Raw genomic sequence first — 24,068 nt, 5'->3', positions numbered from 1 at the left:
TCGCCCTCGACCTCAGGCCCTCGGCCGGCGCCGGAGCGCGAACGTGCGATGACTCTCCTTGCCCCTGACGCTGCCCGTGACGCCCACGATGAGCCTCTCCGCGGGGCGCGATCCCGCCCGGGCGCGGGCGCCGTCGCGCTGAGGTGGCTCGGGGTCGCCGTCGCGGCGGGGGCGCTCTGGAGCACGCTGCGCGGCGCGGATCTCCCGAGCGTCGCGGCGCTCATCACCTCCGCGTCCGCGCCGATGATGGCGCTCGCCCTCGTCCCCAACCTCGTCGCGAGGCTCTTCCAGGCCGAAGCGAGCCGGCTCGTCTTTGGCACGCGCACGCGCAACCCCGTGTCCGGCCGCCACGCGCCGTTCTCCCGGTATCTCGCGCTCACGCTGTCGACCGAGGCGCTCACCATGAGCGTCCCCGCCGGCGCCGCCCTCTCCGAGTCGGTCACGTTCTATCTGCTGCACCGGTGGTGCGGGATCCCGGGGCCGCAGGCCGTCGCCGGCATCGCGGCGCGCAGGGCGCTGATCGTCCTCGCGAACGCGGCGTATGTCGCGATCGCCCTCGCGCTCGGCTTTGGCCACCTGGAGCGCGCCTCGCGCCCCCTGATCGGCGGGCCGGGGCTCCCGTGGCTCGTGGTCCTCTCGGGGCTCGGCCTGCTCGCCGTGGCGCTCGCGCTCGGGGGCGCGCTCCTCTCGGGCACGGTCGCGTCGCGGGTCTTCGCGTGGCTCAAGCGCCTGCCCGGCCAGCGCGTGAAGGCCTGTATCGACGCGAGGGCCGCGGCCTTCTCCGCGACCGACCGGCACGCGGCCGCGCTCGGGGAGCGTCGCTCGGCGCTCGCCGCGGCGGCGCTGCTGCTGCTCGGGATGTGGCTCGCCGAGGGGGCGGAGACGTACTTCTTCCTCCGGCTCCTCGGGGTCGACGTCTCGCTCGCCGAGGTCCTCTCGTTCGAGGTCGTCCTCGCGCTCCTCCGCGCCGCCGCCTTCATGGTGCCTGCCGGGCTCGGCGTGCAGGACGCCGGCTATGTCGCCTTCCTGACCGCGCTCGGCGTGCCCGCCGCCGCCACGGTGGGCGCCGCCTTCGTACTCATCAAGCGCGCCAAGGAGCTCGTGTGGATAGCGCTCGGCCTGCTCGTGTTCTTCGGCGGCCGGGCGGCCTTCTGCCCGGCGCCCGCCCCCATGACGGGGAGCGATGCGACGAGAGGATGAGACGGTGAGGTGACGAGACGACGAGGCCGTCGCCCCGCCGCAAGACCACCACATGGGGCGCGCAGTGAGGCGATTTGTCACACGCTCGACGTCCGCCCACCGCCAAAATTCCGGGGATTTTGGCCCCTGTGAAGGCGCTCGCCAGCGGCCACAGCCTGGGCACGCTTGCTGCCGTCGAGGTCGGTCATGTCGACCGAGCGCGAGGTGCGCGACGCCACAAAGACAAGGATTCGCACAGTCCGGCCAGAAGTAGCGCCCTACGTTGTAGGAATCGGCGCTTCGGCGGGGGGGCTCGAGGCGCTCGAGCACTTCTTCGAGAACATCCCGAAGGAGAGCGGGATGGCCTTCGTCGTCGTCCAGCACCTGTCGCCGGACTTCAAGAGCCTGATGGACGAGATCCTCGGGCGCCGCACCGAGCTGCCCATTCACCTCGTCGAGAACGGCATGCCGGTCGAGCCCGACCACATCTATCTGATCCCGCCGAAGAAGGAGATGATCATCTCCGGCGACCGCCTCCTCCTCAGCGAGCGGGACCGCGACCAGGAGCTCGCGCTGCCCATCGACGTGTTCTTTCGGTCCCTCGCGCAGGACTGCGGCCCACGGGCGATCGCCGTCGTCCTCTCCGGGGGTGGGAGCGACGGCTCACGGGGGATCCGCGCGGTCCACGAGGCCGGCGGGCTGGTCGTCGTGCAGGACGTCGACAGCGCGCAGTTCGATGGAATGCCGAAGACCGCGCGTGACGCCGGTGTGGCCGACTGCGTCCTGCCTCCCCAGGACATGCCGCGCGTCCTCCTCGAGCACGTGAGGTCCCAGGGGCGCCGGCCGGAGCGGGACGCGGCCAGCGTCGATCAGGGGATGAGCGCGGTCTACAGGATGCTCGAGGAGCAGTTCGGCATCGACTTCACGCACTACAAACCGAGCACCGTCACCCGGCGCATCGAGCGGCGGATCCAGCTCGCGCATACGGACGATATCGAACAGTACGTCAAGCGCCTGAAGAGCAAGTCGAGCGAGCTCGACGTGCTCTACCGTGATCTCCTCATCGGCGTGACGCGCTTCTTCCGGAACGAGGAGGCGTTCGGCATCCTCGAGCGCTCGGTGCTCCCCGATCTGCTGCGCTCGGGACCGCGGGACGCCCCGTTCCGCGTGTGGGTCGCCGGGTGCGCGACGGGCGAAGAGGTCTATTCGCTCGCCATCCTTCTCCACGAGCTCATGCCCCGGAGTGGCCACCGCCCGTTCAAGATCTTCGCGACCGACGTGCACCACGGATCGCTCGAGGTCGCGACGCGCGGGATCTACGAGGAAGAGGCGGTGGTGAACGTCTCGCCCGAGCGCCTCGAGCGGCATTTCATCCGGCGCGGACGCAGCTACCAGATTGTCCCCGATCTCCGCCAGACGGTCGTCTTCGCGCACCACAACGTGATCAAGGACGCGCCGTTCACGCGCGTCGACTTCATCAGCTGCCGCAACATGCTCATCTACCTCCAGCCGGCGGTGCAGCAGAAGGTCCTGAGCCTCTTTCACTTCGCGCTCAACCGCGGGGGCGTGGTGCTCCTCGGGCCCAGCGAGACCCCGGGGCACCTCGCGCACGACTTCGAGACCGTCGACAAGCAATGGCGGATCTACCGGAAGTACAGCGACCGGCGGATGCAGGTCGAGCCCCGCTTCCAGCCGGCATCGCCGAAGGGACAGAGCGCCCCGCGCTCGGGCATCACCGCGCCCGTCGCGCGCCACCCGGCGTCGCACCTGCTCGGGACCTACGACGCGCTGCTCGACGAGTTCATGCCTCCGAGCCTCCTCGTCAATGACACAGGGGAGCTCGTCCACGCGTTCGGCGGCGCGAGCCGATTCCTGAAGGTCAAGGATGGCAGACAGGGGCTCGACGCCTTCGAGATGCTGGACTGCGACCTCAAGATGGTGCTGATGGGGGGCCTCCGGCGCGTCATCAAGGAGCGCACGGCGATCGTGTTCAAGGGGGTGCAAGCGGAGGGCGGCACCTACAAGATCACGATGCGCCGGGTCGAGAGCCGGCGAGGCACGTTGCCCCACGTCCTCATCACCTTCGAGGCGATCGACGGGGCGCCGCGGCGGGCGGCGATGCCGGAGATGGAGATTGACCTCGACGACGTATCGCGCGAGCAGCTCGGCGCGCTCGAGGCGGAGCTCGGGCACACGAAGCAGACCTTGCAGGCGATGACCGAGCAGCTCGAGGCGAGCAACGAGGAGCTGCAGGCGGCGAACGAAGAGCTCCTCGCTTCCAACGAGGAGCTGCAGAGCACGAACGAGGAGCTGCAGAGCGTCAACGAGGAGCTCTACTCGGTGAACGCGGAGTACCAGCGGAAGATCGCCGATCTCACCGAGCTCGGAAACGACATGGAGAACCTCCTGTCGAGCACGGACATTGGCACCATCTTCCTCGACAGGGAGCTCAAGATCAGGAAATTCACGCCGCAGATCGCGGAGAGCTTCAACCTGCTCTTGCAGGACGTCGGCAGGCCGATCGAGACGTTCACGTATGCGGTCGACCACCCGGAGCTCACCGCGGATCTCAAGCGCGTGCTCGCGACGGGGGAGCGCGTGGAGCGCGAGCTGCGCGACCGGCATGGTCGCTCGTTCTTCCTTCGCATCCTCCCCTACCGCGCCAAGGGCACCATCGCGGGGGTCGTGCTCACGCTCATCGACGTGAGCGGCCTGAAGGCGGCGGAGGACGCGCTCTTCCACGAGCGCTATCTCCTGAACAGCCTGCTCCGCAGCGTGCCCGACGCGATCTACTTCAAGGACGCGCGCGGCCGGTTCATTCGCACGAACCACGCCATGGCGGAGCGCCTCGGCCTCTCCGATCCAGGCGAGGCGGCGGGCAAGACCGGCTTCGAGCTGCCTGGGTACGAGGCGGCGCTCGCCGTTCACCAGCAGGACGAGGTGGTGCTGCGGACCGGCGAGGCGCAGCACTACAAGCTGGAGCAGCGCGTGCGGCAGGATGGCTTCGTGGAGTGGGACCTCGTCACGCGGCTCCCGCTCATCGATGCGGCGCGCCACATCGTGGGTATCATCGGGATCTTCCGGAGCGTCACCGCGCAAAAGCGATCGGAGGAACAGATCAAGGACGCTGTGCGCAGGCGCGACGAGTTCCTCGCCATGCTGTCGCACGAGCTCCGCAACCCCCTCGGCGCGATCGTCCACGCCACGGCGCTGCTCAAGGAAGACTGCTCCGCGCCTTCCGGCGCGTCCGGGCTCGACGAGAAGGTCGTCCAGATCCTCGAGCGTCAGTCCGCGCAGATGGCGCGCCTGCTCGACGATCTGCTGGAGGCGAGCCGCGTCACGCAGAACAAGATCGAGCTTCGAAAGCGCGTGCTCGATCTCGGCACGGTGGTGAAGGACGCCGCCGATGCGGTCAAGAACCTCATGGACACGCGCGGCGTCGATTTCTCGGTCGTGGTCGATCCCGAGCCGATCTGGGTCGAGGGTGACCCTGCGCGGCTCCAGCAGGTCCACGTGAACCTGCTCAACAACGCCGCGAAGTACACCTCGCGAGGGGGGCATGTCACCCTGGAGGCCAAGCGCCTGGACGGGCACGCGGTGGTCCGCGTGAAGGACGACGGCGTCGGGATCCCGAAGGACATGCTCGACACGGTGTTCGAGCTCTTCGTGCAATCGAGCCGCACCCTGGACCGATCGGCGGGAGGGCTCGGCGTGGGGCTCACCCTCGTCCGGGGCCTCGTTGAAAAGCACGGCGGCACCGTGAGCGCGCGGAGCGACGGGGAGGGCAAGGGGTGCGAGTTCGAGGTGCGGCTGCCGATCTCCGAGCCGTCATCCGAGGACGAGGCGACGCGCGGCCCGCTCCTCGCGAACTTCCCCAGGAGATCGCGGGTCGTCGTCGTGGAGGACAACGACGACGGCCGCGAGGCGCTCTGCGCGCTCCTGGCGCGCGCCGGGTTCGAGTGTCATTCGGCGTCTCACGGGATCTCGGGGATCGAGCTCATGGACGAGGTGCTCCCGCACGTGGCCATCGTGGACATCGGGCTGCCGGGGATCGACGGCCTCGAGTTCGCGCGCCGCGTCCGGGAGAAACCCCAGCACAAGAGCGTCTATCTGATCGCGCTCACCGGTTACGGGCAGCAGGGCGACCGCGAGAGGGCGCGTGCAGCCGGGTTCGACGAGCACCTCGTGAAGCCCGTCGATCTCGGCACGCTCAAGCGGCTGCTCGCCGAAGGCGAGCCGGTGACGGGCGAGAGCGGCGCCGGAAGCGCTCGCCCGACGGGCTCTTCCTGAGCGCCATGCCTCCTCGCCCAGCGAACAAGCTTATCGACGCCGGTGGGCTGTCAGAGGCACTCGACGAGGCCGTCGTAGAGCGATCTGTCCGTTCCGGGGAGCGCGGCGTCGATCGCCCGACCTGCCGGCGCCGCGAGCGCCTCGACGAGGTCGGTCACGGCGGTCCCCGGGGCGATGGGCATCTCGCAGAGGAAGATCCTCGCGTCTACCTCCACATCCCCCGTGGAAGGCGCGATCTCCTCGTTGCTCGCGGCGAAGACCCACACACAGCGGCCTATCGTCCCGGCGTGCTCCTCGACGGAGCAACGGAATCGAAGCGGCTCGTAGTTGCTGAAATCGCCTTCGCAGAACGTGTCGCCGCACACGACGTCGAAGTCGTCGTTCAGCTCGCGGAGCAGCCCGTACCAGGCGTCGATCTCCTCCGAGCTCGTGAAGTACGACGCGGCGTCGACGAAGCTCCTCGCGCTCGTCGAGCCGGCCGGCGCCGCTGCGTCGTCGCGCTGCGCTGGGGTGCTCTCCGGTGGCTCCGGGGCGGCGCCTTGCGCGGTGGAGCAGGCGAGCGCGAGGACAGGGAGACTCATGGACATGGCATGACGAACCGACATGGGTGCCTCCGTCCGAGCGCGGCGCGTGGCGCCGGCTCGGGCTAGCACGCCGCTTCCGGGCTTCGCGCTGCCCCGCAACGGCGGGGACCAGCGCGAGGTCGGACCTCGCGGCGTTTCGGTGGGCACGTATTGCGAGCGGTATGCCGCGGCCTTTTTGCGGGTTCTTTGGGCCCTCTCCGCGCTCCGGGACCTGGCGGCCGCCACCCGCGCCGCCAGTTTCGCCAGCTCGGGGCCGTCGCGCGCGGCGCTCGGATCAGGGGAAGGTCAGGATCTCCACCCAGTGGGGACCGCGGCCCACCGGGGTCGACGTCGAGGAGGTGAGCCGGCCGCTCTCGCGGTCGATCGCGTGCACACGCACCGCATGCGAGAGCTGCCCGGCGGCGACGAGCCAGCGGCCGCCGGGGTCGATCTGGAAGCCGCGCGGCTGCTGTTCCGTGGGCGCGTGTGAGACCAGGCGCAGGCGGCCGGTCTGCGCGTCGACGCTGAACCCGGCCAGCGTGCTGGAGGTGCGCTCCGACGTGTAAAGGAAGCGGCCGTCGGGCGTGAGGTGCAGGTCGGCCGCCCAGGGCTTGCCAGAGAAGCCCTCGGGCAGCGTGGAGAGGCTCTGCACCGGCGCCAGCGTCCCGCGCTCGGCGTCGAAGGCCAGGACGTCGACGCGCGCGTCCAGCTCGTTGAGCAGGTAGACGAAGCGCCCGTCGGGAGCGAACGCGAGGTGGCGCGGGCCGGCCTGCGGACGCACGGGCAGCGCCGGCGGATCGTTCGGTGTGAGCTGGCCAGTGTCCGCGTCGAAGCGCCACTGCACCACCACATCCGAGCCGAGGGCGCTGACGAAGACGTAGCGGTTCGACGGATCCACCAGCGTGGCATGCGCATGGCGGCCGGTGAGCAACACCGCGGCAGGCGCGCCCACCGTGCCGTCGCGGCCGATCGGGCTGATGCTGGTCTTGTGGCCGCCGTAGGAGGCGCCGAAGAGATGGCGCCCGCTGCGATCGGTGATGAGGTGCGACATCCTGTCGGGCAGCGGCGCCGCCGACAGCGGCTCGAGCCGCCCGCTCGCCGCGTCGAGCGCGAAGCTCTGCACCGCGTGGGGCTCGGTGCGCAGCGCGACGTAGAGGAAGCGCCGGTCCGGCGACACCGCCAGCGGCCCGGCCTGGCCGTCGATGCCGACGGTCTGTACGGGCGCCAGCGACCCGCCGGCGGGGTCCAGGCGCAGCACCGAGATCTCGGAGCTCTCGGCGTTGGAGACGTAGACGTAGGTGGCGGCTTGGGTCATCGCGGCGAAGAGGCTGGAGGCCAGCGCCAGTATCCACCATCGGGCCGGCATCGCGCCACAGATCCTGCTCCGGGCGGCGCGCCTGCCCACGTCGCAGCAACGCGCGCCATCGGGCAAGCCGAGCCGCAAGGGCGTGAGGCGCGGATGCGCGCGAGGTGACGGCAGAGGTGAAACCCCATGGACGAATCGTGCAAGGACCGGCACGATGCCTCGCCATGGGACGAAAGAAGGCGCATGCTGCGGCGATGAGCCGCTCCCCGCGGGCGTGATGGTCTGTCTCGGCGCATGGGCGCGGAGGTGCAAGGTCCGATGCTGAAATGGCTGCTCGTCGGGCTCGTGGTGTTCCTGATCTACCGGTTCGCGATGAAGCGGCCGCGTTACGATCGGCTGTTCTCGCCGGACCACCTGATCGAGCTCTCGCGCGGGCTCGGCCGCGCCAAGGACACCGCGCTCAAGCGCCCCGGGGAGGGCCCGCCCGCGGACCCGTTCGCCGAGGGCAATGCCTTCATCACGTCCGCCGACATCGCCGTGGTGTATACCGTCGCCGAGGCCGGCGAGGCCGGACGAGAGCACCACGTCTCGCTCTCATTTCGCGGCGGCGCTCTCGCTCGTGCTGCCGCGGGATTCCTTGCCGCGGCGATCTGTCGATTGCTCGGCCTGGGGGAGACGCAGCGCGTGCTCGCGGTCTCGAAGAGCGGCGTCTACCACCTGATCTTCCAGGTCCCCGCCGCGGAAGAGGCGCGATTCGCGGCGCGATCCGTCCCGAAGCTCGACGATGGGTCGGCGCGGAGGCTCGTCGGCGTGGCGATGGAGGATCGGGGCCCGCTGCTCGCGCGCCTCGGCAAGCTCGACGTCAAGCTCCCGAAATGATGTTCTTGCGCCGCTTCGTGACCAGCTGGAGAGCGGGGGCGCGGCGCTCTCCCATCTCCCCGCCGCGCGCTGATTGGCCGCGCCGTCAATTGCCGTCGGACACACCCCATGAAAACCCCCGGGCCTCGATGGTGTCGAGCAGCGACGCCGTGGAGGAATGGGTGGCAATCAGGGAATCGACCAGGGTGCGGGCGGCGGTCCAGGCCTCCGAGCCGTCGGCGTCGAACGTGTGGAAGACGAGCACGTCAATGCCGGCGAGCCGGGCGGCGAGCATCTGGAGGGCCGCCATGAGGACTCGATTACCGCCGTAGGCGCCGGTGCCCCAGTGGCCGGTGTGCACGACGACGGCAGGGGCCGCGGCGGCGAGCCCCGACTCGAGCACCGCGGCGGAGAAAGCCGTCGTGGCGGTCGTCGTGATCTCCTCGATCTGGGCGCGCGTGTAACGACCGTTGCCGCCGGGGGGCGCTTCCATGGCGATGAGGTTCGTGATGGTGGGCGGATCGATCCGGGTCGTGGCCTTGCGGACGACGTCCGGGGATGCGCGGGCGAAGCGGTTCCCGTAGAGGCCATAGGGCATGGCGGCATCATGAGCGGTATCGACAGCGCAGCGGCGCTCGACGCCCCGGAGGAGGATCGGCGTCGGGACGGCGCCGTCGCGGGTGGTTGGCGGGAGCGCCGGATCTTGCGCGGCGAGCAGCGCCTCGCGGACGGAGCCGAGCGCTGGGTGCTCGGCGGCCTGCATCTCGTCCTGCGCGAACAGGCCGCTTCCATAGGCCACGAACAGGAAGAGATCAGCGAAGTTGACGTGCCACTCGACGGCGGGGCGCGCGGCGGGCTCGGGGGCGTACGTGTAGACGTCCTCGCGCATGCGGAGCTCGGGGGCGGCGGCGGGCAGGGCGGCGGGCAGCGGCACCGCGTGCCAACGGGAGACGACGACGGCGCCGCGGTGCGCAGCGCCTGGCGGACAGGCGATGGAGTGGACGAGGCGCTTGTTCGCGTCGGTGATACGTGGCGGGTGCGCGGCGACGAGGGAGGCGGCGTCGAACTCCTTGCGGGCAAGCAGGCGCGGTTCGCTGGCGGGCATCGAGGATCTCCTCAGAAAAGATTCTATTCGCAGTCGACGAACACGACGTCGTAGGCGATGGTCGCCGAGATTCCGGAGACGCTCACGGAGTAGGTGTTGCCGGCTTCAGGGTCCCAGCCGTTCGGCACGATGCGGATGGCGTTCGTGGAGCCGTAGCGCCCCTGGAGCGGCTCCACGTCGACGGTCAGAGGGGCTCCGCCGCTCGTGATCGTGACGTCGGCGTTCTCGAGCTCGATGTCCTCGCTCTGGATCGACCAGCCGGTGTCGCTGAGTGAGCTCCAGCGGTCGCCGTACGCCTGAATCGGGAACACCCCGGGCGGAGGCCAGGCCGTCCACTCCTTGCCGGCGCGCCCCGTCCCTCCGATGTTCTGCATGCAGGAGGCGCCGTTCTTGCCGGTAGAGCCGAGGCCGATCGGGCCGAGATCGTTCGCGAGGATGATGCGCCGGTGGCCGAAGGTCGTCTCGTTGCCGGGGTCGATCAGATAGCCCTGAACGCTCGCGACGCCGGGGCCACTCGAGATGTTGCTCGTCCTCGCGCCGTCCGCGCCTGTTTTCGAGTAGCACTTCCAGCTCTCCGGCGGCTCGTGCGAGAGCGAATTGTTCGCGTCCATCATGAGCGCGCAGGCCTGGGCCTGTACGTCGCGGGTGGGCTCGGTCACGACCGGGGGCAGGTCCGCCAGCCAGCGGTACAGGTTGAAGAGCCGGAGCGCGTTCGCTCGACCCTCGGGAGAGATGTCTCCCGGGTCGCACTCGGGATCCAGCGAGCCGCTCCACGTGCCCTCGCTCATGTCGGCGGTGTCGGCGTTGAAGCGCGCGCAGGTGCCTTCCGGCGAGCGATCGCCCGTCTCGGGTGTCGACCCTCCCGAACCCCCCGATGCCGTGCCTGCCGAGCCGCCCCCTGCTCCTGTGCCGACCGCGGACGAACCTCCCGTGGAGCTGCCGCCGGTTCCTCCGGCGCTCGAGGCGCCCGAGCCTGAACCCGCGCCGCCGCTGCTCGCGGTCGTGCCACCCGTCCCGCCCGACCCGGCGGCTGGCGGTGAGCCGCCCGACGAACCTGACGTGCCAGGATCGGCATCTTCGCTGCTGCAGGACGCGGCGGCCGCGACGAGGAGCACCGTCGATGCGGCGAGTCGAAAGCGAGGGAAAGCCGTCTTCATGATGGAAGGAAATCCAAACGTCTCGGAAACGTCAAGCGCCAATTGCGGGACCTGCCCCGGGTTGACCGAACATTTTTACGCGAGCCGCCTTCCTCCCGAGAGATGATGCTGTATCGACGACTCGTTCCTGCATCGAAGGGGCCGCGTTGACTCCAAAGCCTGCTGCTCCTGCCGACCGCGGGGGAGCGCGGCAAGAGATGTCACGGTGAGTGCGTGACGTGTCACGGAGCGAGCGTGACATGTCACGGAGCGAGCGTGACATGTCACGCCCGGCGGCAAGCCCCTCGACCGGCGCCGTCGCGTGAACGGGCCTGAATGCCCTCTTGCAGGTCCTGGCCCGAGGGTTGCTGTTCGAACGCCTGCAACGCCCGGGTGCCTCGCCGTCACCGGCGAGGCATCGCGGAGAGCCCTGGCGGGAAGCGCGGGAGCGCTCAGCAGAACGCCGCAGCGCGGAAAAGCAGCCTCGATCGGTGTGCGGAGCCTGCTCTTGAAGCGTTTGCTTTCTTGAAACTCGAACAAAGAGCCATCGAGGACCTATGTCGACCTATGTGCCTGGAAGACGACTGACTTCGCGAGCGAGCGAGCCGGGCGGCCAGCGGCTTGGAGCCCTGGTCGCGCTGAAGGTCATCACAATCTCTCTTGTCGGGTGCCTCGGCGAATTGCCGCGAGAGCCCGACGTGGACGGCAGCGAGCTCGACGAGGCCGCGCAGGGCCTCCGCGCCGACGACACGCGGATCCATGCGGCGTCCGAGGAGCCCATCGTGAGCACGGGCGACGGGCACGCCTGCGCCCTGAAGCCGAACGGCGCGGTCGACTGCTGGGGGGACAACACCCACGGCCAGGCCACCGACCCCGGGATGGACGACACCTATCTCCAGGTCAGCGCGGGCGCATGGCACACGTGTGGGGTGAGGACGAACGGCACGGTCCACTGCTGGGGCTACAACGCCGATGGGCAGGCCACGGATCCGCCTGTCACCTGGCCCGAGCACGTCTGGGAGCCGCTGTCTCCCAACGATACCTACACGCAGGTCAGCGCTGGCCGCTTTCATACCTGCGGCGTGAGGACGAACGGCACGGTCCACTGCTGGGGGAGCAACGCGAACGGCAGGGCCACGCCTCCAGCGATGGGCCGCTACGTGCAGGTCAGCGCGGGCGGATGGCACACGTGCGGGGTAACGGTGTCCGGCACGGTCGACTGCTGGGGGAGCAACGCCCAGGGCCAGGCGGCGGATCCCCCGGGCAGCGACACCTACACCCAGGTCAGCGCGGGCAGCGCGCACACCTGTGGCGTGAGAACGGACGGCACGATCCACTGCTGGGGGCGCAACGTGGAGCTCCAGGCGGCAGATCCTCCACAGAGCGAGACCTATATCCAGGTCAGCGCGGGCGAAGTCCACACCTGCGGGACGAGGAGCGACGGCTCGGTGAACTGCTGGGGGAGCAACGACGACGGCGGCGGGACGGATCCGACGGGGAGCTTCTCCCAGATCAGCACGAACGGAAGAATCACCTGCGGTCTGAAATTGAGCGGCGCAGTGGACTGCTGGGGGGACGATGAGGCTGACCCTGCCGTCGGCTCGATCTTCGGGCGACGCACCGTCACGGTGGGCCTCCACCATTCCTGCGCGCTGACCCCTTCCGGCGCGGTGATCTGCTGGGGGAGCGACAACTTTCTCCAGTCCACGGAGCCGTCCGGTACCTACAAGCAGCTCAGCGCAGGCAACAGCCACACGTGCGGGCTTCGGTACAACGGCACGGTGAACTGCTGGGGCAACAACAGCCACGGCCAGAGCTCGGCTCCCACGGGCACCTACAACCAGATCAGCGCAGGCAGCATTCACACCTGCGGTGTCAAGACGGACGGCACTGTCCACTGCTGGGGCGACAACGGCTCGGGCAAGGCGGACGATCCCCCGACCAGCGATACCTATACCCAGGTCAGCGCGGGTGACTTTCACACGTGCGGCGTGAGGACCGACGGCAGGGTGCACTGCTGGGGGCGCGACGCCGAAGGCCAGGCCACCGACCCCACGTTCCTGGTCCGCTTCACCCAGGTCAGCGCGGGCTACATGCACACCTGCGGGCTGACGGCCGCTGGCACCGCGCACTGCTGGGGGAGCAACGGAGAGAACCAGGCCGACAGCCCCGACGGCCCCTTCGCTCACATCACCGCGGGTTTGAGCCACAGCTGCGGGGTGAGGACCGATGGCAGGGTCGAGTGCTGGGGGAGCAACAACCTCGGACAGACCTCGGCTCCCGAGGGCACCTTCGTCCAGATCGACACGAGAAGGAATCACACCTGCGGCGTGACGGAGAACGGCCTCGTGGCCTGCTGGGGCGACAAGGATACGGAGAAAACCGCGCCGCCGTCGGAGATATTCTCTCAGATCAGCGCGGGCGCCGAGCATGGTTGCGGCGTGAACGCGAGCGGCTCGGCGAGATGCTGGGGGAACCGCTCGGACGGACGGGCCCCGGAGCCTGCCGGCACCTTCACTCAGGCCAGCGCGGGACAGGACCACACCTGCTGGCTGAGGTCGACCGGAGCGGTGGATTGCTTCGGGGACAACGGCTACGGGCAGGTTACCAAGCCCGCCGGAAATTACATCCAGATCGATTCGGGGTCGTTTCACAACTGCGGTGTGAAGACGGACGGCACAGTGAACTGCTGGGGGGACAACACCGCCGAAAAAGCCACGGATCCGGGGAGCTCCCTCCACTTCCTCCAGGTCAGCACGGGCGGCGCACACAACTGCGGCGTGAAGACGGACCACAAGCTGCACTGCTGGGGACACAATGGATATGGGCAGTCCACACACCCCACGGGCGACTTCGTCCAGGTCAGCGCCGGCGGCCTTCACAGCTGCGGTGTGAGGACGGGCGGTACGGTCGACTGCTGGGGGCTCAACGATCAGGGCCAGGCGACGGATCCCCCGTCCTCCGACACCTACACCCAGATCGCCGCGGGCCACTTTCACACCTGCGGCGTGCGGACGAACGGCACGGTGCACTGCTGGGGATACAATGAGGACGGGCAGACCGAGGATCCCGAAGGCACCTTCGTCAGCCTGAGCGCCGGTTACCAGCACACCTGCGGGATGAAGACCGACGGTCGGGTGCACTGCTGGGGGAAGTCCAGCAACGGCCGACTCTGGCTCCCGCTCGCGTTCTGAGCGCGCGCTGCTGCGTCAATTCCCCCGAACTTGCGCGAGGGCGGCGGCCGGAGCCTCGGCTCCTGGCTCGCGCTGACGATGGTGACGAGCTCCTCGCCGGCGCTGCACGCTCACGCAGCAGCGCGGCGACGGCGGCGGACCAGCGCGCCGAGCCCTGCCACGAGCAATCCGACGAGCGCGCCGCCGGGCAGCTGACCCCTGGAGGCCACGCTGAAGCTGCACCCACCGTCGTCCGACGCGCTGTCGCCGCCTGTCGTGGTCGGATCGCTGTCTCCGGAAGCGGTGCTTCCACTCGCGTTGCTCGTCGAGCCGCCCGTGGTGGCTCCGCCGGTGCCTTGCGCCGCGCCTCCGGTGGTCGCTCCGTTACCGGCGCCGCTGGTTGCGCTGCCACCTTCGCCGCCAGCGCCGCTGGTCGCGCTGCCGCCTTCGCCGCCAGCGCCGCTGGTCGCGCTGCCGCCTGCGCCTGAAGCGCTGCCGTTCGCGGCGCCACCTCCGCCCGATGCGTCGCTGCCTCCGGTTCCGTCAGCGCCGCCCGCGCCTTCTCCGGTGGACGGAGCGTCCATGTCCAGCCCGAAGAAGCGCACGGCGTCGGCCCACAAGCCTCGCCCGGAGAGATCGTGCGGGGCGCCTTGCGCGTAGTTCGACTCGAGGACGAGCGTCCCCGCAGCATTCGTGAAGGAGGCCCGATTCCAGTTATCCGGGGAACCCTTGAAGGTGCTCGTCTTGCTGTCGGAGTGACTCAGACCCAAGACGTCCGACCACTGGCTGACCTCGGCAGCGAAGTTCGGCTCGTAGTTGAGGGTGGTGTCAGCCGTTCCGTGCCAGAGCTGCACCCGAGGCCGTGCGCCGGTGAAGTTCGGGCTCGCCTTGCGCACGATGTCACCCCACTGGGCAGCGGTCCTGTTGGCAGGGGTCGTCCAGCCATAGGCGTTGCCTCCCGTCCAGGCGCCGGCGGGGACACCAGCCAGCACCGAACCCCCGGCGAACACGTCGGGGTAGGCGGCGAGGAGCGCATTCGTCATGCAAGCGCCGGAGGACGCCCCCGCAGCGAAGACGCGGGTCGGATCGGCGTGGTGCTGCGTGATGGCGTACTGGACCATCTTGGTGATGGCCTCTCGCTCACCGCTGCGCGCGGGCGTCGCGTCAAAGCAGTTGCCGCCTGCTTGCGGAGTGATGATGAGGAAGCCGTGCTGATCGGCCAGACCCTGGAACCAGCCATGAGCGTTTCCTGCGTTCCCGCTGCAGTAGTGCAGCGAGACCACGATCCCCGGCGAAGCGTCGACCTTGTCCGGGACGTAGAGGTCCATGGGCGTGTTCCCGCCGTAGTTGACCCGGGTCTGCCACGAAGCCGCCAATGACGGCGAAATCGCGAGCAACACGGTTGCGAGGGAAGCGGCGGCGGGAGCGACGAGTCGAAGGGTGGTGGTCATTGGCTACCTCGCTATCGCTATATCAATCACAGTCGAGGGGTAGAACAGAAATCGAGGCGCGTAGTCGAGACAAGCTTGATCGCTGGGCGAGGAGGTGTGTCGTTTCGTAACAATCGGTGGGAGTGTGTCATTTCGTAACAATCGGTGGAAGGAATGGAGGGGCCCGTCAGCGCCGCGGCCGTCGCTGAAGATTCGGTCGTCGTCGCGCTGCTCCCGACGGGTCGCGACCCGTCGGGTAGGAGCGGTCGCGACAGGACACGAAAGGCCACTCCATGGCAGCGCTGCCCGGCTGAGGCCGGCGCAGTGGAAAATTGCATGAGCCTCTGACCGTGGCGTGGCATAGTGGATGCCCTTCTTCCGCCCTGGCCTGCCATGTCGAGCCCCGACGAGACCACGATTGCCCCCGGGGATGTCCTCCTCGGCAAGTATCGCGTGGAGAGCGTCCTCGGACGGGGCGCCATGGGGCTCGTCGTCGCCGCGCGCCACCTCGCCCTCGACGAGCGCGTCGCGATCAAGGTGCTGTTGCCGAGGTACGTGCGGGATCCGGAGATCCTCCAGCGCTTTCTGAGGGAGGGGCGCGCCGCCGTGCGCGTCCGCAGCCAGCACGTCGTGCGCGTCGCCGACGTCGGCACGCTCGAGAGCGGCGCGCCGTACATGGTGATGGATCACCTCGAGGGGAGGGACCTCGCCGCCGTGCTCGCGGAGAGCGGGCGCCTCGCCGTGCCCGTGGCCGTCGAGCTGGTGCTCCAGGTCTGCGAGGCGCTCGCGGAGGCGCACGCGCAAGGCATCGTCCACCGGGACGTGAAGCCGAGCAACCTGTTCGTCACGCGGAACGCGGACGGCTCGCCGTGCGTCAAGGTGCTCGACTTCGGGATCTCCAAGATGACGCACGCGGAGGACCACGCGTTGACGCGGGTGGGGGGAGTGCTCGGCTCGCCCCTCTACATGTCCCCCGAGCAGCTCCGCTCCTCGAGCGACGTCGACGGCCGCGCGGACGTCTATTCGCTGGGCGTCGTCCTCTTCGAGCTGCTCACGGGGCGAACGCCGTTCTTCGCGCACGAGCTCGCGCAGCTCGTCTACCTGGTCACGCAGGGGGAGCCGCAGCGGCCGCGCGCCCTCCGCCCGGACCTCCCGGAGCCGCTGGAGCAGGTGATCCTCGCGGCGATCGCGCGCGATCGCGATCGCCGGTTCCCGACCGTCGCGGATCTCGCGCTCGCGCTGGTGCCGTTCGCTCCGCCGCACGCGCGCGCGGCGGCCGAGCGCCTGTTCGGCGCGCTGCGCGGCGCGCTCCCGGCCGTGGCCCTGCCGCCCGGCGCTGCTCGCACCGCCACGGCGGTCACTGCTGCCGGGGCGACGCTCCCCGCGTCGACCGTGCCCCTCGGCGGGGGAGCGCTCACCATGGCGCCGCTCGGTACGACGAACCGCAAGCCAGCGTCGCGCGAGAAGCGCGCCGCCGCGATCGGGCTCGGCCTTGCGCTCGTGAGCGGCGGCCTGCTCCTCTGGCGCCTGTCGGACCGGGCCCCGCGCGACATCGAGCCCGAGACGGCGGCGTCGGCGGGCCCTCAGGGCGCGGTCCCGGAGCCGCGCCCCGTACAGCCGAGCGCCGGGCCGGAGCCGCGCCCTGCGCAGCCGAGCGCCGCGCTGGACGCGGCCGTCGAGCCGGCCGCCAGCGCCGTGCCGCCGTCCGGCGCCGCTCCCGGCGCGTCGGCCGAGGGGCCGCCGCCCGAGGCGCGCGCCACCGCCACGGGCGCCCCCGCCGCGCAGAAGCCCGCGAGGCCGGGCGGCTCGGCGCAGCCTGCGAAGCGCGGCGCGCCGCAGGGGAAGCGGCCCTCCAGCGCCGACCCGTTCTCGCGCGATGTCTTCTGATACGTTTGATACCTTCGCCGACACGATGACGCCGCCGCAGACGAAGAGCCGACCGAAGCGCGGGCGCGCCGCGCGTCTCTGCGCGATCGGCATCGGCCTGGCCGCGGCGATCGCGGGCGGGCGCGCGGCGAGGGCCGAGGACAAGGCGGGCGCCGTGGCGCTGTTCCGGGAGGCGGGGGCGCTCGTCGACGCTGGCCAGGCGCCGCGCGCCTGCCCCAAGTACGAGGAGAGCCTGCGCCTCTACGACAGCGTCAACACCCGCTATTTCCTCGCCGATTGCTACGAGCGCATCGGCAAGATGGCCTCCGCGTGGGCGCACTTCCTCGAGGTCGCCGCGCGGGTGCACGCGAGCGGCGACCGGGTGAAGGAGGCGAAGGCGCGCGAGCGCGCGGCGGCCGTCCAGCCGAAGGTCTCGCGACTCTCGGTGGTCGTCGAGGCCGCGAGCACGCCGGGCCTCGAGGTGAAGCGCGACGGCACCCCGGTCGGCCCCGGCCAGTGGGGCGTGCCCATGCCGGTCGACGCGGGGATCCACGTGATCCAGGCGAGCGCGCCGGGCAAGCGGGCGTGGACGGCGCAGGTCGAGGTGAAGCCGGGCGGCGTGACCTCGACCCTCGTCGTGCGCGCGCTGGAGGACGACCCCGCGTCGAGCGACGCGGGCGACGCGGGCGGCGCGGGCGGCGCGGGGGGTGGCCGCCGCACGATCGCGCTCGTCACGGCAGGCGCGGGGGTCGTCGCCGTGGGCGTCGGGGCGGGGCTCGGCTTCGCGGCGAAGTCGAGGTTCGACGAGTCGCGCCCGTTCTGCAACGGCGATCGCTGCGATCGGCGCGGCATGGACATCCGCGGCAGCGCCGTGGCGCGCGCGAACGTCGCGACCGTGGTCTTCGGCGTCGGCCTCGCGGCCATCGCCGGCGGCGGCGTTCTGTGGCTCACCGCGAAGAGCTCGACCCAGGGCGCGTCGCTGGCGATCTCGCCCGCGGTTGGCGGCGCGCTCGTGCAAGGCAGCTTCTGATGCGCTTCCAGGTGCTCACAATCGCCCTCTGCGCGTCGGTGTGGCTGAGCGGATGCGGCCTCGTCCTCGGCATCTCGCCCGGCGAATACGACCCGGATCCGTTTGGCCTCGATGACGGCGCCGGGGGAGCCGGCGGCCCGGACGACGGGGCGGGCGGCGCCGGCGGATCGGGCGGCTCGGACGCGGAGCCCGAGCTCCCTGCCTGCACCGCGCTCCTCGACGACCTGGAGGACGGCGACGGCGCGATCCTCCGGTGCAAGGACCGTGTCGGCAGCTGGTACACGTACAACGACGGCACCCGGGGCGGCGCGCAGACCCCTCTGCCCGGCCGCCCGTTCGTACCGGTCTCGCCCGGGCACGACCCGAGCGAGTACGCCGCTCACGTCGCGGGGAGCGGCTTCCTCTCGAGGGGGGCCGGCATGGGGTTCGACCTGAACTTCGCCCCGGGGGGCGCGAAGCTCACCTACGACGCTTCTGCCTACTCGGGCCTGACCTTCTGGGCCAAGGCGGCGGCGCCGACGCACATCTACGTGAACTTCCCCGACCGCAACACCGATCGCGAGGGCGGCGTGTGTGAAGGCACCGGCTGCGGCGACCACTTCGGCGAGGGGATCGACATCACGACCGAGTGGGCGCAGTACACGGTCATGTTCGATATCCTCAGCACGGACGGCTGGGGAGTGCCTGCGCCCCCGGCGTTCGACGCTGCGCACGCTTACTCGATCGAGTTCCATACGGCGAAGTCGACCGTGTTCGACATGCTCGTGGACGACATCGCGTTCGTCCCGTGAGCGTGGGCTCATGACAGACCAGGAGAAGCCGCGTCGCGCGTGTCTCCATCCCCGACGTCCTCTGGACGACGATTTCGAGAGGTGCGCCTGCCCGCAGACGGATGGTCCGGGCGAGGTGATCGACCGCTTCGCGACGCCCGGATATGTCGAGGGCCGACCAAGCGCGGGAATGCTCCACGAACTTCGCGAGCCGACTCTACTCTCGTCGCCATCGCTTCGTCCTTCGTTGCGACGAAGACAGATAACCAGCCCAGGCGGCACGGGGTCGAGGTAATCAGCAGGCGAGGCATCGCGCCGGAGCAGGGTGGCGCAGAGCGAGCACTTGAGGGCGCTGCCGACGCGAACGGTGGTCGAGGTCAGCTCGGTCGACTCAGATCTCTTTGAGAACGACCTGGTTCTTTCCGTTGTCCTTGGCTAGTTTTTCAGCATCATCCAGAGCTATAACTAAGTCCCCGAGCGCAGTGGCCTTACTGACCACGACCGCGCCGATGCTTGCAGTTGTTGACGCTCCCGTTAGATGATGGGTGGGGGCCGCTTTTCGCTCACGCAGGATGATGGCTCGCTCACCCGCGCGATGGCCATCGCCCGCCCATCCGGTGCCCGGAGCCCCCGCCGGCGGCTCCGTCCGCCCATCGCCCGCGCGACGTGGCCGCCGGGGCGCGCAGGGCGCGTTAAGGGCGGCGCAGCCGCCGAGCCCTGCGAGGGAACCCTTGACGCGTCCGAGCACCCCGGCACGCTCAGGACGCGATGAGCCGACCATCACGCCCGTGACCGGGGCCCGCTCACCGTCGCGATGGTCATCAGCCAGCCCGAGCGGGAAAGCATCAACCAGCTTGATTCTCAACAGTACTTCAAGGCCATCTACCGGATCGAGGCGACCTGCAAGGAGGAGCAGCGTCGCCTTCTCCGAGTGCTGCCGGTACTCGCTCCGCTTCATGCCCAGTCGGCGGCTCCAGGAGTACAGTGTGCCGGCGTTGACCCCCTCCTGCTCTGCGAACACGCGGGCACAGTGCCCGCTCTTGTGCCAGCGCGCCACGCGGTCGCGCCAGGTGCGTGTGCTCTCGTCCATCGGTACCTCCGGCGCCGGTTTCTAATCGGCGCAGAGGCTCGAAGGCAGGATGTGGTCCGCAGAACGCGTACCAATTTCAAGGCGCTGAAGACGGGCTGCGCCTACGAGAAACGCCAGGCCGAAGACCTCCATGGCCTGCGCAACGTGCTCGCTCTTTGCGCGCCGATCGCGTGGCAACTGCTGCTGCTCCGAAGCGAGACTCGTCGCGAGCCCGACCGCCCCGCCGCCGCAGCGCTCACGACCACCGAGATCGAGGTGCTCAGGACCTTCGCGCGCAAGCCACTGCCTGCACAGCCGACCGTTCGCGACGCCTTGCTCGCGATCGCGGCGCTCGGCGGTCCCCTCGAGCGCAACGGCGAGCCGGAGTGGCAGGCGCTGGGACATGGCTACGAGCAGTTCCTCGTCCTTGTCCAGGGCTGGAGCGCCGCGAAGAAGGTGCGGAAAATGTGATCAATCCTGAGACGCCGGTACCGTCGAATCGTATACCTGTACCGTACTGGCGGCATTTCCTTGCCGAGAACAGGCCGCGTGAGGGATGCTGCCGCCACGAAATTTACCGCGCTTGACGCGCGGCAGGAGGCAGTCTTGGGTCATATATCGAGGTTATGGGTCTGTTCGCTAACTCTCGCGGTAGCGTGCGATCCGAAGAGCTGCAACCGTCAGGATCCGACGACCACGACGGTGGTGACCGTCAACGATGCCGGCGCGGAGGGCACAGGCGTCACGGCGCAGTGCTCGGGCTGGTTCCCCGACTGGATCTCGTCCAATCCGCCGCCCGCCGGCACAGCGAGCTTCCAGCTCTCGCAGGCTTATCCGCTGGGCATCCCGATCCTCAAGATCGAAGGCGAGAACATCCGCATCACCGGCTGGGACCCGCCGCCCTCAGCGAGCGTCCAGCAAGCTCCCTGGCTGCAGCACGACTTCCACGACCCGGCACAGCGCCCCGCGTATCTCGACGCGCTCAAGAACTACCTGCTCGAGGGCAACGACACCAACGACTTCGACGTTTCGAAGAACACGCAGCGCTCCTGGTACCACGTACCGATGATGACCTCGGACAACTTCTCGCGCCGTGAGCCGTACCACGGTCTGACCAAGGAACGGGCGCTCCGCTCCACCGACCATAAGTGGATCATCGACGGGACGGGCGGCAGCGCGAACCTCAACTCGTACGCCATCGGCGCGTACAACGCGCTCGGCGGCTACACCATCGGGCAGGTGTTTAAGGACCCCAATCCGGCCAACAGCGATCCCTCAAAGGGCAAGTTCATCGAGGGCGCCTACGTCTTCAAGATCCTGTTCGCGGAGTACGACAGCGCCAAGATCGACGCCGGGCAGGATCCGCTCGTGGGCGCTCCGGAATGGCAGATCCAGGACATCGCCGACGCCGCCGGGCCGCTGCGCAAGGTGCGTCTGCTCCAGGTCGATGTCGCGGTGCGAGACGGCCGCTCGGCGCAGACCGGCTGGGTCTTTGCCACCTTCGTCTACGACAAGAGCATGGCGGGAGAAGCCAACCCCTGGCGCCGTTTACGTCCGGTCGGCCTGATGTGGGGCAACGATCCCGACGTCAACGGTCCAGGCGCCGGCGTGATCGACGAGACCTTCCTCTCCCCGGACATCCCCGCCAACCTGCAGCGGCAAGACGGCAACCCCTACGGTCGCGACGGCCGCCTGAACGGGCCCGTCGACAATCGCTTCTCCTCCTGCCTCAGCTGCCACTCCACGGCGCAGGTCGTCGTCGGGGCCACGACGCGCAACGCCTTCCGCGGCGTCGACCTGTTCCCTCCTCCGCCCTCGGCCTCGTGCACGAGCCCGATGGTGTGGTTCCGCAACGTCCCCGCGGGAACGCCGTTCGGAGTGATGACGAACGGCGGCAACGGCTGCGACCTAGACTCGCCGGCCACGGCGACTCCGTCTCTGCACGGCGTAGACTACTCCCTGCAGCTCGCCGATGCGCTCGAGGCGTCCCTCTTCGATCGCGCGCCCAACCCGTGCCAGGCGCTAGCCGAGGAGCTCAAGCAAGTGGACTCGCGCACCATCCCGCCCGGTGATCGCCGTGGGCGTTCCATCGAGGAGATGCGCCGCACCTTCTCGGCCGAGGTCGCTCGCGAGCCACGAAAGCTCAAAGACACGAGCGATCTCGCACAAATCACGCGCAAGCGCGCCAAGGAGCGCAAGCTGCAGACCGCGCTGCCGGCCAACGTGATCACCGCCCAGAAGGGCGAGCGCGAAGGCCATCGCCGCTGACCGGGCTGGTGCCAGCGCCAGCATCTCCGGTCTCAACGGCCCTGACGCTCGATCCGCTCCCGTAGCCACGCGCGCAGCGCGGCCTCGTGTTGACGCTCCCGTTAGATGATGGGTGGGGGCCGCTTTTCGCTCGCGCAGGATGATGGCTCGCTCACCCGCGCGATGGCCATCGCCCGCCCATCCGGTGCCCGGAGCCCCCGCCGGCGGCTCCGTCCGCCCATCGCCCGCGCGACGTGGCCGCCGGGGCGCGCAGGGCGCGTTAAGGGCGGCGCAGCCGCCGAGCCCTGCGAGGGAACCCTTGACGCGTCCGAGCACCCCGGCACGCTCAGGACGCGATGAGCCGACCATCACGCCCGTGACCGGGGCCCGCTCACCGTCGCGATGGTCATCAGCCAGCCCGAGCGGGAAAGCATCAACCAGCTTAATTCTCAACACCTCGTCCTCCACGTCCCACCCGTCCCGCTTCATCAGCTACACGAAGGCTAGGTGCGCCTCCGGGATGATCTGCATCTTGAGGTCGTCGCCGTCTTCGCGCAGGTAGACGTCCACCTCGCCGCGTCCGGCGTCGGACTCCACGCTCACCACCCGCCGCTCGCGGTCAACCAGCACCCTCGAGCCGACTGCGGGCACTTCGGGGAGCTCCACGACCTTCGACAGGGTGTGCCCGCCGTTCTCCAGGATGAGCCGTACGCGCATGCGCCGGAGGCTACCACGGATGCCCCGTGGGTCGGTGGGGCGCCTGCCCGAGCCGCCCGCCGGAGCGCCCACAGCGCCGGCTAGATCGCGGCGACCAGTTCGCAGTCATCGTACGCGAGCTCCAGCACGAGGCCGGGGCTAACGGGGAGGTGAAGCGCTACGGTGAGCTCAGCGAGAAAGACGCCAGCGAGAGCGGTCAGGTCGTCAGGATAGAGCATGCCGAGGGGGGCGACGCAGGGCCATGTCAATCCGCTATTCCTTTGGAGAGACCGCGGGTCAGGCGTCTGACTCCGGCGAGTTGCCATCGTTGCTGTTCACAATCGCGTACTCCTCTCGAGTAGGCGGCCATGCATGCTTGGGATTCTTTTGATACCACTCTTTTGCCTGGCGTTCGAACCAAGTTTCCAAGTCAGTTGCCCGTGCTCGAAGCAAATTGTCTACCGCGCCAGAGCACTGCTGTATGGTGTCGAGTAATTGTCGAAATCCGGCTCGGTCTACAACTTCCACGCGGTCTTTCGGTGTCTTGCCTCCACCGACATTGCAGTGGGTATAGGTAGAGATCCAGCCTGTTCTTGAGATCTCTTTGTTGAGGATGTTGTAGGTGTATAGGGTTTCCGTGTCGATGGCAATTATTGGTATGTAGATGGTGAACTCTGGGACCATGGAAATATGTTCGGCAAGTACCCACTCGGAGATCTCGTGTCCGTGCCAGTAGGATGCTCCGACTACGTTCTGCATTCCTTCGGCATACCGCTGGTGTCCCGAAGCTTTCGGAGTGCCGTCTCCCATCCGTTCTGCGATGGCCCAATGCACGCATCTAGTTCCTTTTTCCAGCGGCAAGATAGCCTTGCCGAGTTGTCCGCTGCCACTAAGAAGCAATTCGAACTCGTGGCAATACGGCAATGCCGAATTGTTGGATGGGACGCCGCCAGCTCGTCGCCGTGCCACATGAGCGGGAGGCGGCGATGCGAGCGCGGGATCAAATATTCCGACAAATCGAGCTGGATCATGTAGCCGCTTTACCTCAATCATTAACGTGAAGTGAGCGGCGGCGGTAGGGGTTGATACTCGATATCCTGCAAACAGGTCCACCTCGCAGAATGTTCCCTCTCTTGTTTTGAATACGTTTCCGAGGGATGCTTCGAATCCGCGCTCTTGCAGCTCCCTTAGAAGAGCAACTTCAACGAGGTACCCTGCGCCTTCTATCGATTCGCGGATGTCTTCGGAAGAGAGGGGATCAAGTAATCGAGGGCTCTTTGCCATGAGTGTTCCTCAATCTGTCGAGCCAATTATCGTTTCATGAGGTGGTAGGTCTCGCTGGTGCCGGCG

17 protein-coding genes are annotated in these 24,068 nt (G+C 68.9%); 9 read left to right on the top strand and 8 right to left on the bottom strand.

Features of this window, described 5'->3' with window-relative positions:
* Positions 1-48 precede the first annotated feature (48 nt).
* Complete coding sequence (locus WMF46_RS22880) at positions 49-1,200, top strand: lysylphosphatidylglycerol synthase transmembrane domain-containing protein (RefSeq protein ID WP_437987536.1); 1,152 nt, start codon at positions 49-51, stop codon at positions 1,198-1,200.
* 186 nt (positions 1,201-1,386) lie between these two features.
* A complete protein-coding gene (locus WMF46_RS22875) occupies positions 1,387-5,469 on the top strand; it encodes a chemotaxis protein CheB (protein WP_437987535.1) in 4,083 nt (1,360 codons plus the stop codon).
* Between the two features lie 50 nt (positions 5,470-5,519).
* Here the strand turns inward: WMF46_RS22875 and WMF46_RS22870 are convergent, their stop codons facing one another.
* A complete protein-coding gene (locus WMF46_RS22870; protein ID WP_437987534.1) occupies positions 5,520-6,056 on the bottom strand; it encodes a hypothetical protein in 537 nt (178 codons plus the stop codon).
* Positions 6,057-6,327: 271 nt separating this feature from the next.
* Positions 6,328-7,398, bottom strand: coding sequence for a lactonase family protein (locus tag WMF46_RS22865; RefSeq protein ID WP_437987533.1), 1,071 nt, complete (start codon positions 7,396-7,398; stop codon positions 6,328-6,330).
* Between the two features lie 258 nt (positions 7,399-7,656).
* Between WMF46_RS22865 and WMF46_RS22860 the strand changes: the two genes are divergently transcribed.
* Positions 7,657-8,217 carry a hypothetical protein gene (locus WMF46_RS22860; RefSeq protein WP_437987532.1) on the top strand — a complete coding sequence of 187 codons (561 nt, stop codon included), beginning with the start codon at positions 7,657-7,659 and terminating at the stop codon, positions 8,215-8,217.
* Between the two features lie 85 nt (positions 8,218-8,302).
* Here the strand turns inward: WMF46_RS22860 and WMF46_RS22855 are convergent, their stop codons facing one another.
* Positions 8,303-9,301, bottom strand: a complete 999-nt coding sequence (locus tag WMF46_RS22855) for a hypothetical protein (RefSeq protein ID WP_437987531.1) — start codon at positions 9,299-9,301, stop codon at positions 8,303-8,305.
* Positions 9,302-9,324: 23 nt separating this feature from the next.
* Positions 9,325-10,458 carry a CAP domain-containing protein gene (locus WMF46_RS22850; RefSeq protein ID WP_437987530.1) on the bottom strand — a complete coding sequence of 378 codons (1,134 nt, stop codon included), beginning with the start codon at positions 10,456-10,458 and terminating at the stop codon, positions 9,325-9,327.
* Between the two features lie 659 nt (positions 10,459-11,117).
* On the opposite strand from WMF46_RS22850, the gene WMF46_RS22845 reads away from it, so the two are divergent.
* Positions 11,118-13,631: an RCC1 domain-containing protein gene (locus WMF46_RS22845; RefSeq protein ID WP_437987529.1), complete on the top strand. Its 2,514-nt coding sequence runs from the start codon at positions 11,118-11,120 to the stop codon at positions 13,629-13,631.
* A 110-nt stretch (positions 13,632-13,741) separates the two neighbouring features.
* Here WMF46_RS22845 and WMF46_RS22840 read toward each other — a convergent pair whose 3' ends face one another.
* Complete coding sequence (locus WMF46_RS22840; RefSeq protein WP_437987528.1) at positions 13,742-15,061, bottom strand: extracellular catalytic domain type 1 short-chain-length polyhydroxyalkanoate depolymerase; 1,320 nt, start codon at positions 15,059-15,061, stop codon at positions 13,742-13,744.
* Positions 15,062-15,433: 372 nt separating this feature from the next.
* On the opposite strand from WMF46_RS22840, the gene WMF46_RS22835 reads away from it, so the two are divergent.
* From WMF46_RS22835 to WMF46_RS22825, 3 genes are read left to right on the top strand one after another with little or no spacing between them, the layout of a single operon-like run.
* Complete coding sequence (locus WMF46_RS22835) at positions 15,434-16,927, top strand: protein kinase domain-containing protein (protein ID WP_437987527.1); 1,494 nt, start codon at positions 15,434-15,436, stop codon at positions 16,925-16,927.
* On the top strand, positions 16,917-17,936 hold the full coding sequence (locus tag WMF46_RS22830; RefSeq protein WP_437987526.1) for a hypothetical protein: 1,020 nt from the start codon (positions 16,917-16,919) through the stop codon (positions 17,934-17,936). The genes WMF46_RS22835 and WMF46_RS22830 overlap by 11 nt, the downstream gene beginning before the upstream one ends.
* Positions 17,937-17,947: 11 nt before the next feature.
* Positions 17,948-18,727 carry a hypothetical protein gene (locus tag WMF46_RS22825; protein WP_437987525.1) on the top strand — a complete coding sequence of 260 codons (780 nt, stop codon included), beginning with the start codon at positions 17,948-17,950 and terminating at the stop codon, positions 18,725-18,727.
* Between the two features lie 370 nt (positions 18,728-19,097).
* Here the strand turns inward: WMF46_RS22825 and tnpA are convergent, their stop codons facing one another.
* Positions 19,098-19,796 (bottom strand): IS66 family insertion sequence element accessory protein TnpA, encoded by a 699-nt coding sequence (gene tnpA / locus WMF46_RS22820; RefSeq protein ID WP_437987524.1) that lies wholly within the window; start codon positions 19,794-19,796, stop codon positions 19,098-19,100.
* A 51-nt stretch (positions 19,797-19,847) separates the two neighbouring features.
* Here tnpA and WMF46_RS22815 point away from each other — a divergent pair, with 51 nt between their 5' ends.
* Together WMF46_RS22815 and WMF46_RS22810 are read left to right on the top strand one after the other, a co-directional pair.
* Positions 19,848-20,246 carry a hypothetical protein gene (locus WMF46_RS22815; RefSeq protein ID WP_437987523.1) on the top strand — a complete coding sequence of 133 codons (399 nt, stop codon included), beginning with the start codon at positions 19,848-19,850 and terminating at the stop codon, positions 20,244-20,246.
* A 231-nt stretch (positions 20,247-20,477) separates the two neighbouring features.
* Positions 20,478-22,043 carry a hypothetical protein gene (locus WMF46_RS22810; protein WP_437987522.1) on the top strand — a complete coding sequence of 522 codons (1,566 nt, stop codon included), beginning with the start codon at positions 20,478-20,480 and terminating at the stop codon, positions 22,041-22,043.
* Positions 22,044-22,514: 471 nt separating this feature from the next.
* On the opposite strand, the gene WMF46_RS22805 is transcribed toward WMF46_RS22810, so the two are convergent.
* Both WMF46_RS22805 and WMF46_RS22800 read right to left on the bottom strand, forming a co-directional pair.
* Positions 22,515-22,739: a hypothetical protein gene (locus WMF46_RS22805; RefSeq protein ID WP_437987521.1), complete on the bottom strand. Its 225-nt coding sequence runs from the start codon at positions 22,737-22,739 to the stop codon at positions 22,515-22,517.
* Between the two features lie 276 nt (positions 22,740-23,015).
* Complete coding sequence (locus WMF46_RS22800; protein WP_437987520.1) at positions 23,016-24,002, bottom strand: hypothetical protein; 987 nt, start codon at positions 24,000-24,002, stop codon at positions 23,016-23,018.
* Positions 24,003-24,068 lie beyond the last annotated feature (66 nt).

The organism is Sorangium sp. So ce117 (genome assembly GCF_051524395.1).
GTDB classification, from domain to species: Bacteria; Myxococcota_A; Polyangia; order Polyangiales; family Polyangiaceae; genus Sorangium; species Sorangium cellulosum_B.
Note: the sequence above shows the minus strand (reverse complement) of the source record. Positions and strands in the feature narration are given on the sequence as shown.

Bases quoted from the DNA above. Each gene is read 5' to 3' on its own strand.
- WMF46_RS22840 (WP_437987528.1), bottom strand. From the start codon at position 15,061: ATGACCACCACCCTTCGACTCGTCGCTCCCGCCGCCGCTTCCCTCGCA.
- WMF46_RS22865 (WP_437987533.1), bottom strand. From the start codon at position 7,398: ATGCCGGCCCGATGGTGGATACTGGCGCTGGCCTCCAGCCTCTTCGCC.
- WMF46_RS22870 (WP_437987534.1), bottom strand. From the start codon at position 6,056: ATGTCCATGAGTCTCCCTGTCCTCGCGCTCGCCTGCTCCACCGCGCAA.
- WMF46_RS22855 (WP_437987531.1), bottom strand. From the start codon at position 9,301: ATGCCCGCCAGCGAACCGCGCCTGCTTGCCCGCAAGGAGTTCGACGCC.
- WMF46_RS22805 (WP_437987521.1), bottom strand. From the start codon at position 22,739: ATGCGCGTACGGCTCATCCTGGAGAACGGCGGGCACACCCTGTCGAAG.
- WMF46_RS22800 (WP_437987520.1), bottom strand. From the start codon at position 24,002: ATGGCAAAGAGCCCTCGATTACTTGATCCCCTCTCTTCCGAAGACATC.
- WMF46_RS22850 (WP_437987530.1), bottom strand. From the start codon at position 10,458: ATGAAGACGGCTTTCCCTCGCTTTCGACTCGCCGCATCGACGGTGCTC.
- WMF46_RS22860 (WP_437987532.1), top strand. From the start codon at position 7,657: ATGCTGAAATGGCTGCTCGTCGGGCTCGTGGTGTTCCTGATCTACCGG.
- tnpA (WP_437987524.1), bottom strand. From the start codon at position 19,796: ATGGACGAGAGCACACGCACCTGGCGCGACCGCGTGGCGCGCTGGCAC.
- WMF46_RS22875 (WP_437987535.1), top strand. From the start codon at position 1,387: ATGTCGACCGAGCGCGAGGTGCGCGACGCCACAAAGACAAGGATTCGC.
- WMF46_RS22835 (WP_437987527.1), top strand. From the start codon at position 15,434: ATGTCGAGCCCCGACGAGACCACGATTGCCCCCGGGGATGTCCTCCTC.
- WMF46_RS22830 (WP_437987526.1), top strand. From the start codon at position 16,917: ATGTCTTCTGATACGTTTGATACCTTCGCCGACACGATGACGCCGCCG.
- WMF46_RS22880 (WP_437987536.1), top strand. From the start codon at position 49: ATGACTCTCCTTGCCCCTGACGCTGCCCGTGACGCCCACGATGAGCCT.